The following is a 7,682-nucleotide window of genomic DNA, read 5'->3' on the forward strand; positions in this document are numbered from 1 at the left end:
TAACACCAGCGATGCTAGGAACGTGTTCCACGCAGCACAAGAGCAAGCGCTTAGCCGTTTGGCCCGATCCGCGCGTCGAGCTCCTTCAGGTGCCGCTTGAGGGCCACGGTCCGGTAGCTCTCCTCCACCCACTCGCACAGCACCTCGACCGAGGGCGCCCCCTTCTCCCCCAGCGGCACCGACACCCAGCCGGAGCGGCCCAGACCGTACCCGGTCGGCTCGGCGCCGGGAGCCGTCATGGCGTGCCCGTGCAGCGCCTCGTCCTTGAGCTTGACCGACAGCCCGGGCGGCCGGGGGCCGTCGGCGTTGCCCAGGAAGACGAAGATCCTCTTGTTGACCTTCACGACGCAGTCCTCCGGTCCCCAAGGGAACTCCTCCACCGCCTCCGGCAACCCCAGGGCAAACTCCCGTACCGCCTCCCACTTGCGCACCGCAGCCTTCACGAAACGCCTCCACTCAGCACAGGTCGCGCCCGCTCACTCGGACAGGCCGGTCCTCACGCTAGCCCCGCAGACCCGCGCCCGCGGGGCAACCGGACCGAAGGCCTCCGGCGATTGGCCCCCGACCTGGGGAAACCCGCGCGAACGATGTCGGCGGGCCTATGTACTCTGAGCGGGCTTCAGCCCTTGATCCAGGGCTCAACAACTTTTTTTGGGGGGCTCGGTGTCTTACCGCCGACTCGCAGCATCCGCCGCCGTACTCGCGGCCGGCGTTTCTCTCATCCCGGGTGCGGCCCACGCGGCCGACCCGTCCACGGGCCAGGGCAAGGCCCACAAGGTGGCCGCGCCCGGCGCGGACCAGACGGCGACGAAGTCCACCGCCTTCGACAGCCCGGCCACGCGCTCGGCCCGCACGACCGCGCCCGCCGCCGGCAAGGCCGCGGCCTCGCCGCAGGCCGCCGCAGACGCCGCGACCGCCGCCAACGTCACGGTCGGCCTGCACGCCACGACCGTCACCGGCAAGGGCCTGAAGCTCGACACCTCCGTCACCAGCACGACCGCCAACCAGCTGAACATCAGCATCGACTGGGGCGACAACCAGTACGGCAACGAGACGGCGACCGGCACGAAGACGGTCTCGACTCCGCACACGTACTACCGGCTCGGCACGTACACGATCAAGGTGACGGTGACCGACTCCGTCACCCAGGAGTCGGCCACCAACGAGCTCGTCGTCACGACCGAGGGCTCCGCCTACACCCCGTACGGCCCCAAGCGCCTGCTGGACACCCGCAACGGCACGGGCGCGCCCCAGAAGAAGGTCGCCCCGTACAGCTCGGCCCGGGTACAGATCGGCGGCAACGGCGGCATTCCGGCCGGGGTGACCGCCGTGGTCCTGAACGTCACCGTCACCAACGCCACCAGCGGCGGCCACATCACGGCCTTCGCCGAGGGCGACGTCAAGCCGACGACCTCGAACCTCAACTTCACCCCCGGACAGACCGTCCCGAACCTAGTCATCGTGCCGGTCGGCGCCAACGGCTACGTCGACCTGTACAACGGCGGCTGGGAGTCGGTCGACCTCATCGCCGACGTCACCGGCTACTTCACCCAGTCCGACACCAACGGCTACACCCCGATGGCGCCCGTGCGCTTCGTGGACACGCGCACCGGCCTGGGCACCGCCAAGGGCCAGGTCCCCGGGTACGGCACCTTCAGCACCCAGATCACCGGCGTCAACGGGGTCCCGTACACGGCCAAGGCCGTGGCGCTGAACGTGACGGTGACCAACCCGAAGAGCGACGGCCACCTGACCGTCTACCCGAGCGGCCAGCCGGCGCCGACCGCGTCCAACGTGAACTTCACCACCGGCCAGACCATCGCCAACGCGGTCATCGTCCCCGTCGGCCCCGACGGCCGGATCAACATCCGCAACGGCGGCTGGTACGGGGCCGACGTCATCGTCGACGTCGTCGGCTACTACAGCCCCGAGAGCGCCAACTCCTACCTGCCGGTCCAGCCCGCCCGCCTGTTCGACACCCGCACCGACGAGAGCGGTCTGGAAGGGCGGAGCTACATCGCCCACTTCCTGGGCTCCGGGTACCCGCACACCAAGGGCTTCGCCCTGAACACCACGGTCACCAACACCAGGGACGCCGGCTTCCTCTCCGTCTCCCCGGACCCCTACACGAAGGAGGAGTACCAGAACGGCACGGCCGGCTGGCCGGCCACGCCGACCTCCTCGACCCTGAACTGGACCGCGGGCAAGACCGTCCCGAACCTCGTCCAGGCCAGCACCGGCTGGACCGGAGTCATCGACTACTGGAACCAGAGCGACGGCGACATCGACCTCATCGTCGACCTCTTCGGCGTATACACGGACAACTGATCCGACTGCGGCAGCGGACGGCGCATCGCCCCGGCGGCGGCCTTCAGGGCCGCCCCGGGGCGATTCCGGTTTCGGTGAGATAACGCAGGTGGGGGTAGGTGTCCGGCTGTTCCGGGTGTCGGTAATCTGAGCGCACTTTCAGCCCTGGCCAAGGGCTCATGGACAGTTTTGGGGGCTCGGTGTCATACCGGCGACTCGCAGCATCCGCAGCCGTACTCGCGGCCGGCGTCTCTCTCATACCGGGCATGGCCCACGCGACCGGCCCCACCACCGGCGCTGCGGGCGGCGTCAGCCAGCCCGACCTCACCCAGGCCGAGGCGGACACCTCCACCACGTTCACCAGCCCGGCCGGGGACTCGGTCCGGCAGCCGCTGCCGACGGCGCAGGACAAGACCGCCGACGCGCCGCAGACCGCGCCGCAGACCGCGCCCGCGACGGCCGCCGCCAACCCCACCCTCGCGGTGGCGCTGTCCGCCGTCTCCGTCACTGCGCACGGCTTCCAGCTGGACAGCTCCATCACGAGCGCGCAGACCCCGCTCGACGTCACCGTCTCCTGGGGCGACGGGACCACCACCCCCGCCACGGCCTCCGGTACGCAGGTCGTGTCCTCGGAGCACACCTACGCGGAGCTCGGCACCTACACCATCAAGGTCACCGTGGCCGACAAGGCCGCCGGCACCGAGGCCACCAACGAGCTGCAGGTCACCACCGAGGGCTCCGACTACACCCCCTACGGCCCGACGCGCCTGCTGGACACCCGCAACGGGACCGGTGCCGCCAAGGCCAAGGTCGCCCCGTACAGCTCCGCCCACCTGAAGGTCGGCGGCAACGGCGGCATCCCGCCCGGCGTGACCGCGGTGGTCCTCAACGTCACCGTCACCAACGCCACCAGCGGCGGCCACATCACGGCCTTCGCCGACGGCGACGCCAAGCCCACCACCTCGAACGTGAACTTCGCCCCCGGACAGACCGTCCCGAACCTGGTCATCGTGCCGGTCGGCGCCAACGGCTACGTCAACCTGTACAACGGCGGCTGGGAGTCGGTCGACCTCATCGCCGACGTCACCGGCTACTTCACCCAGTCCGCGTCCAGCGGCTACACCTCCCTCCCGCCGGAACGCTTCGTCGACACCCGCTCCGGCCTCGGCAGCGCCAAGGGCCAGCTCCCCGGGCAGAACTCCTTCGGCGTCCAGATCACCGGCAAGGGCCAGGTGCCCGCCTCCGGCGTCACCGCCGTGGCCCTCAACGTGACGGTCACCAACCCCAAGGAAGCCGGCCACCTCACCGTCTACCCGAGCGGCCAGCAGGCCCCGACCGCCTCGAACCTCAACTTCACCGCCGGGCAGACCATCGCCAACTCGGTCATCGTCCCCGTCGGCCCCGACGGCCGGATCAACATCCGCAACGGCGCCTGGGCCGGCCTCGACGTCATCGTCGACGTCGTCGGCTACTACAGCCCCGCCTCCAAGGCCGCGTACCTGCCCTTCGCGCCGGAACGCCTCATCGACACCCGCGACGCCTCCGTCTGGGACGGCCCGCTGGGCGGCCGCGACTACATCTACCTGCCGATCGCCCCCGACGCGCCCGGCGTCACCGGCTTCGTGCTGAACACCACGGTGACCAACACCAAGGACACCGGTTACCTCGCCGTCACCCCGGACCCCAACTCGCTGGACGAGTACGACGCCGGCAACGCGGCCTGGCCGATTCCGCCCACCTCCTCCACCCTGAACTGGACGACGGGCAAGACCGTCCCGAACCTGGTCCAGGCGAGCACCGGCTCCCACGGCATCATCGACTTCTGGAACCAGAGCGACGGCAACCTCGACCTCGTCGTCGACGTCTTCGGCGTCTACGAGGACAACTGAACCGGAACCACCACACGGCGCACCACCGCACCACAGCGCCCCGGGAACGGCCCCCGCAGCCGCTTCCCGGGGCGCTGCCCCGTACCCATCCGCACGCCAGGGCAAGCGAGGAGCCACGATGACCGCACCGACCCCGCACAGAACGCCGGCCGCGCAGGAACGCCCCTACGACGTCGTCCTCTTCGGCGCGACCGGGTTCGTGGGAGCCCTCACCGCCGCCTACCTCGCCGCCCACGCCCCCGCCGGCTGCCGCTGGGCCCTCGCCGGCCGCGACCCCGGCAAACTGGCACGCCTGCGCGACGACCTCGCCGCCCTCGACCCCGCCTGCGCACACCTGCCGCTGCTGCGGGCGGACTCCTCGGACGCCACCGCCGTACGGGAGCTGGCCGCCTCCACCCGCGTCCTCGCCACCACCGTCGGCCCGTACGTCCTGCACGGGGCACAGCTCGTCGCCGCCTGCGCCGAGGCGGGCACCGACTACGTCGACCTCACCGGCGAGCCCGAGTTCGTGGACCGCACGTACGTCGAGCACGACGCGCGGGCCCGCGAGACCGGCGCACGGCTCGTGCACGCCTGCGGCTTCGACTCGATCCCGGCCGACCTGGGCGCCTACTTCACCGTCGGACAGCTCCCGCAGGGCGTGCCGCTGCGCGTCGACGGGTTCATGCGGTCCAACGCCATGTTCTCGGGCGGCACCCTGGCCTCCGTCCTCACCGTCCTCGGCCGCGGCCCCCAGACCCTCGCCGCGGCCCACGCCCGCCGGCTCCACGAACCCCGGCTGCCGGGGCGGCGCGTACGGGGGCCGCTCGGCGCCCCGCGCTTCAGCCGCGAGACCGGCGCCTGGGCGCTACCCCTGCCCACCCTGGACCCGCGCATCGTGACCCGGTCGGCGGCCGCGCTGGAGCGCTACGGGCCGGACTTCCGCTACCGGCAGTACGCCTCCGTCAAGCACCTCCCCGTGGCGGTGGGCGGCACGGCCGCCGTGGGCGCCACCGTGGCCCTGGCCCAGCTGCCGCCCGTACGGCGGTGGCTGACGGGCCTGTGGGAGCCGGGCCGCGGGCCCGACGCCGAACGGCGGGCGCGCAGCTGGTTCACCGTCCGCTTCGTCGGCGAGGGCGGCGGCCGCCGCGTGTACACCGAGGTCTCGGGCGGCGACCCGGGCTACGGCGAGACCGCCAAGATGCTGGCCGAGTCGGCGCTGTGCCTCGCCTACGACGCCCTGCCCGAGCGGGCCGGCCAGCTCACCACGGCGGTGGCGATGGGCGACGCCCTGCTGGACCGGCTCCAGAAGGCGGGGATCCGGTTCCGGGTGGCACACACGCGGTGAGGCGGGGCGGGCTTGGGCCCGCCCCCTCGCGGCCGGGACCCCCTCGCGGCTAGGCCCCCGCCTCGCGCAGGGCCCGCCTGCACAGGGAGTCGGAATGCCGGGTGGTCTCCGGAATCCGGAAGCGCGGGCTCAGCGCGAGGGCGTGCGCGCAGGCGTTGTCCAGGGAGATCCGGTGGCCGACGGAGACGTACACCGGCTTGATCCCGTCCTGGGTCCGCAGCGCCCGCCCGACCACGGCGCCGTCGGCAGCGAGCAGCGCGGCGGCGTCACCGCGGCGGGCGCCCGGTTCCTCGTAGGTGAAGGTGAACGGGTTCTTGGCCACCCCCATGCTCGGCAGCCCGGTGACCACCCCGAGGTGGCAGGCGAGCCCGAAGCCGCGGGGGTGCGCGAGGCCGTAGCCGTCGCAGACGACCAGGTCCGGGGCGGCGGTCAGCGCGTCCAGGGCGGCCAGGACGGTGGGCAGCTCCCGGAAGGCGAGCAGCCCGGGCACGTACGGGAAGCTGACGTGCCCGACGGCGGTGCGCTCCTCGACCACCTCGAGGGTCGCGGCGTCGAGGACGACCGCCGCGGCGGCGACGAGGTCCCGCTCGTCGTCGTACGCGACGTCCACACCGGCGACGAGCCCGCGCCCGGGCGGCGGGCCGGGCTCGTCGAGGACGACCAGGTTGCGCAGTTCGTCTTGTACCGCCCGGGCCTCGGCCTCACTGGCGGGGGTCTTCGCACTCGTCATGATGGTGCGAGAGTAACCTGACGATCATGTTCGTCATGGAGCTCACGTACACCGCGCCGCTCGAAGCCGTCGAGGAGCAGCTGGACGCTCACATCGCCTGGCTGGACACCTACTACGCCTCGGGCGTCTTCATCGCCTCCGGCCGCAAGGTGCCCCGCGACGGCGGCATCATCCTGGCCGCGGGCGTCTCCCGCGCGGAGCTGGAACGCATCACGGAGCAGGACCCCTTCACGACCGCGGGCGTCTGCACCTACCGCATCACGGAGTTCATCGCGACGAAGACGTCGTCGGACCTGGCACCGCTGAGGGAAACACTGGCGTAGGGGAGCGGTGCAGGTCTGCCGACCGGGGCCAGGGAAGGCGGGGTCACGGTCGACCGGGTCGGAGGGTGTCCGGGGGCGTCCCGGCCGCCCATTGTCCTTTCGGTTCGCGCCGGCCCGTCAAGGGCGCTCCCTTCGGTCGCGTCGCTTCGCGATGTCGCTACGCTCCACCCTTGACAGACCGACACGACCCGAAATGCCAAAGAGCTGCCGGGAAGCCCCCGAAGGATGGCCAGGGGGTCAAGTCCAGCCCTCTCCCTCGTCAGAGACCTCACTCCCCCGCCCCCGGTGCAGAATCCTTCCTCCCGGCACCATCCACCTTGCCCAGCCCCGGGCATCCGGGAAGGGACACCCCCAGGCCCGCAAAAAAGCCCACGCCCAAAGCCGCAGGGCTCCAACCCGCAACAAACCTCAATGAGATGGCCGCCAGCAGCCGGGAAGCGCCCCAGATCGCTACGCGCTCCTCTCTTCTCGGCGTCTGACGGCCGTCTGGGGCCGGTAGGCGCAACAGATCGCTACGTTGTCACTCATTTCTTGGCGTCCGGCGGCCGTCGGGGGCCGGTAACGCACCAGATCGCGCAAGAAGGATCTTCGTGCGGCCATGGAAGGGAAGTGATCCGAATCCTCTCCACCACCTACGACCGTCGGTCGCCGTCCACGGGCGAGCGCCCACCGCTCGTGGGCGGCTCATGAGCGACCCCATGCGGTCTGCAGCCGCCGAGTCCCGGGCGGTACGTAGCGATCTGTTGCGCCTACCGGCCCCAGACGGCCGTCAGACGCCGAGAAGAGAGGAGCGCGTAGCGATCTGGGGCGCTTCCCGGCTGCTGGCAGCCGCTTCATTGAAGTTTTCTGCGGGTTGGAGCCCTTCGGCTTTGGGCGTGGGCGTTTTTGCGGGGCTGGGGGTGTCCCTTCCCGGATGCCCGGGGGTGGGCAAGGTGGGTGGTGCCGGGAGGAAGGATTCTGCATATTGGGATCCGGGCCGCTCTCTCTGGCGAGTGCAGAGGCTGGATTTGACCCCCTGGCCATCCTTCGGGGGCTTCCCGGCAGCTCTTTGGCATTTCGGGTCGTGCCGGTCTGTCAAGGGTGGCCGAAGGCCATCGCGAAGCGAC

General features: G+C 71.3%; 6 protein-coding genes. 4 read left to right on the forward strand and 2 right to left on the reverse strand.

Going from position 1 to position 7,682, the window contains the following annotated elements; genetic code table 11:
- Positions 1–50: 50 nt before the first annotated feature.
- Entirely contained in the window at positions 51–443 is a 393-nt protein-coding gene (locus AB0953_RS05865) for an MmcQ/YjbR family DNA-binding protein (RefSeq protein WP_366858146.1), read from the reverse strand.
- A gap of 220 nt (positions 444–663) precedes the next feature.
- Here AB0953_RS05865 and AB0953_RS05870 point away from each other — a divergent pair, with 220 nt between their 5' ends.
- The 3 genes from AB0953_RS05870 to AB0953_RS05880 all read left to right on the forward strand — a co-directional run bounded on the left by AB0953_RS05870 (position 664) and on the right by AB0953_RS05880 (position 5,523).
- Positions 664–2,328 carry a hypothetical protein gene (locus tag AB0953_RS05870; RefSeq protein ID WP_366858147.1) on the forward strand — a complete coding sequence of 555 codons (1,665 nt, stop codon included), beginning with the start codon at positions 664–666 and terminating at the stop codon, positions 2,326–2,328.
- Between the two features lie 245 nt (positions 2,329–2,573).
- On the forward strand, positions 2,574–4,196 hold the full coding sequence (locus AB0953_RS05875) for a PKD domain-containing protein (RefSeq protein WP_366858148.1): 1,623 nt from the start codon (positions 2,574–2,576) through the stop codon (positions 4,194–4,196).
- A gap of 118 nt (positions 4,197–4,314) precedes the next feature.
- The gene (locus tag AB0953_RS05880) at positions 4,315–5,523 is read left to right on the forward strand and encodes a saccharopine dehydrogenase NADP-binding domain-containing protein (protein ID WP_366858149.1); all 1,209 of its coding nucleotides are present in this window, start codon (positions 4,315–4,317) and stop codon (positions 5,521–5,523) included.
- Between the two features lie 49 nt (positions 5,524–5,572).
- On the opposite strand, the gene AB0953_RS05885 is transcribed toward AB0953_RS05880, so the two are convergent.
- Entirely contained in the window at positions 5,573–6,253 is a 681-nt protein-coding gene (locus AB0953_RS05885; RefSeq protein ID WP_366858150.1) for an endonuclease V, read from the reverse strand.
- A gap of 26 nt (positions 6,254–6,279) precedes the next feature.
- Here AB0953_RS05885 and AB0953_RS05890 point away from each other — a divergent pair, with 26 nt between their 5' ends.
- The gene (locus AB0953_RS05890) at positions 6,280–6,576 is read left to right on the forward strand and encodes a YciI family protein (RefSeq protein WP_366858151.1); all 297 of its coding nucleotides are present in this window, start codon (positions 6,280–6,282) and stop codon (positions 6,574–6,576) included.
- Positions 6,577–7,682: the final 1,106 nt, after the last annotated feature.

The organism is Streptomyces sp. NPDC046866 (genome assembly GCF_040704625.1).
GTDB lineage: Bacteria > Actinomycetota > Actinomycetes > Streptomycetales > Streptomycetaceae > Streptomyces.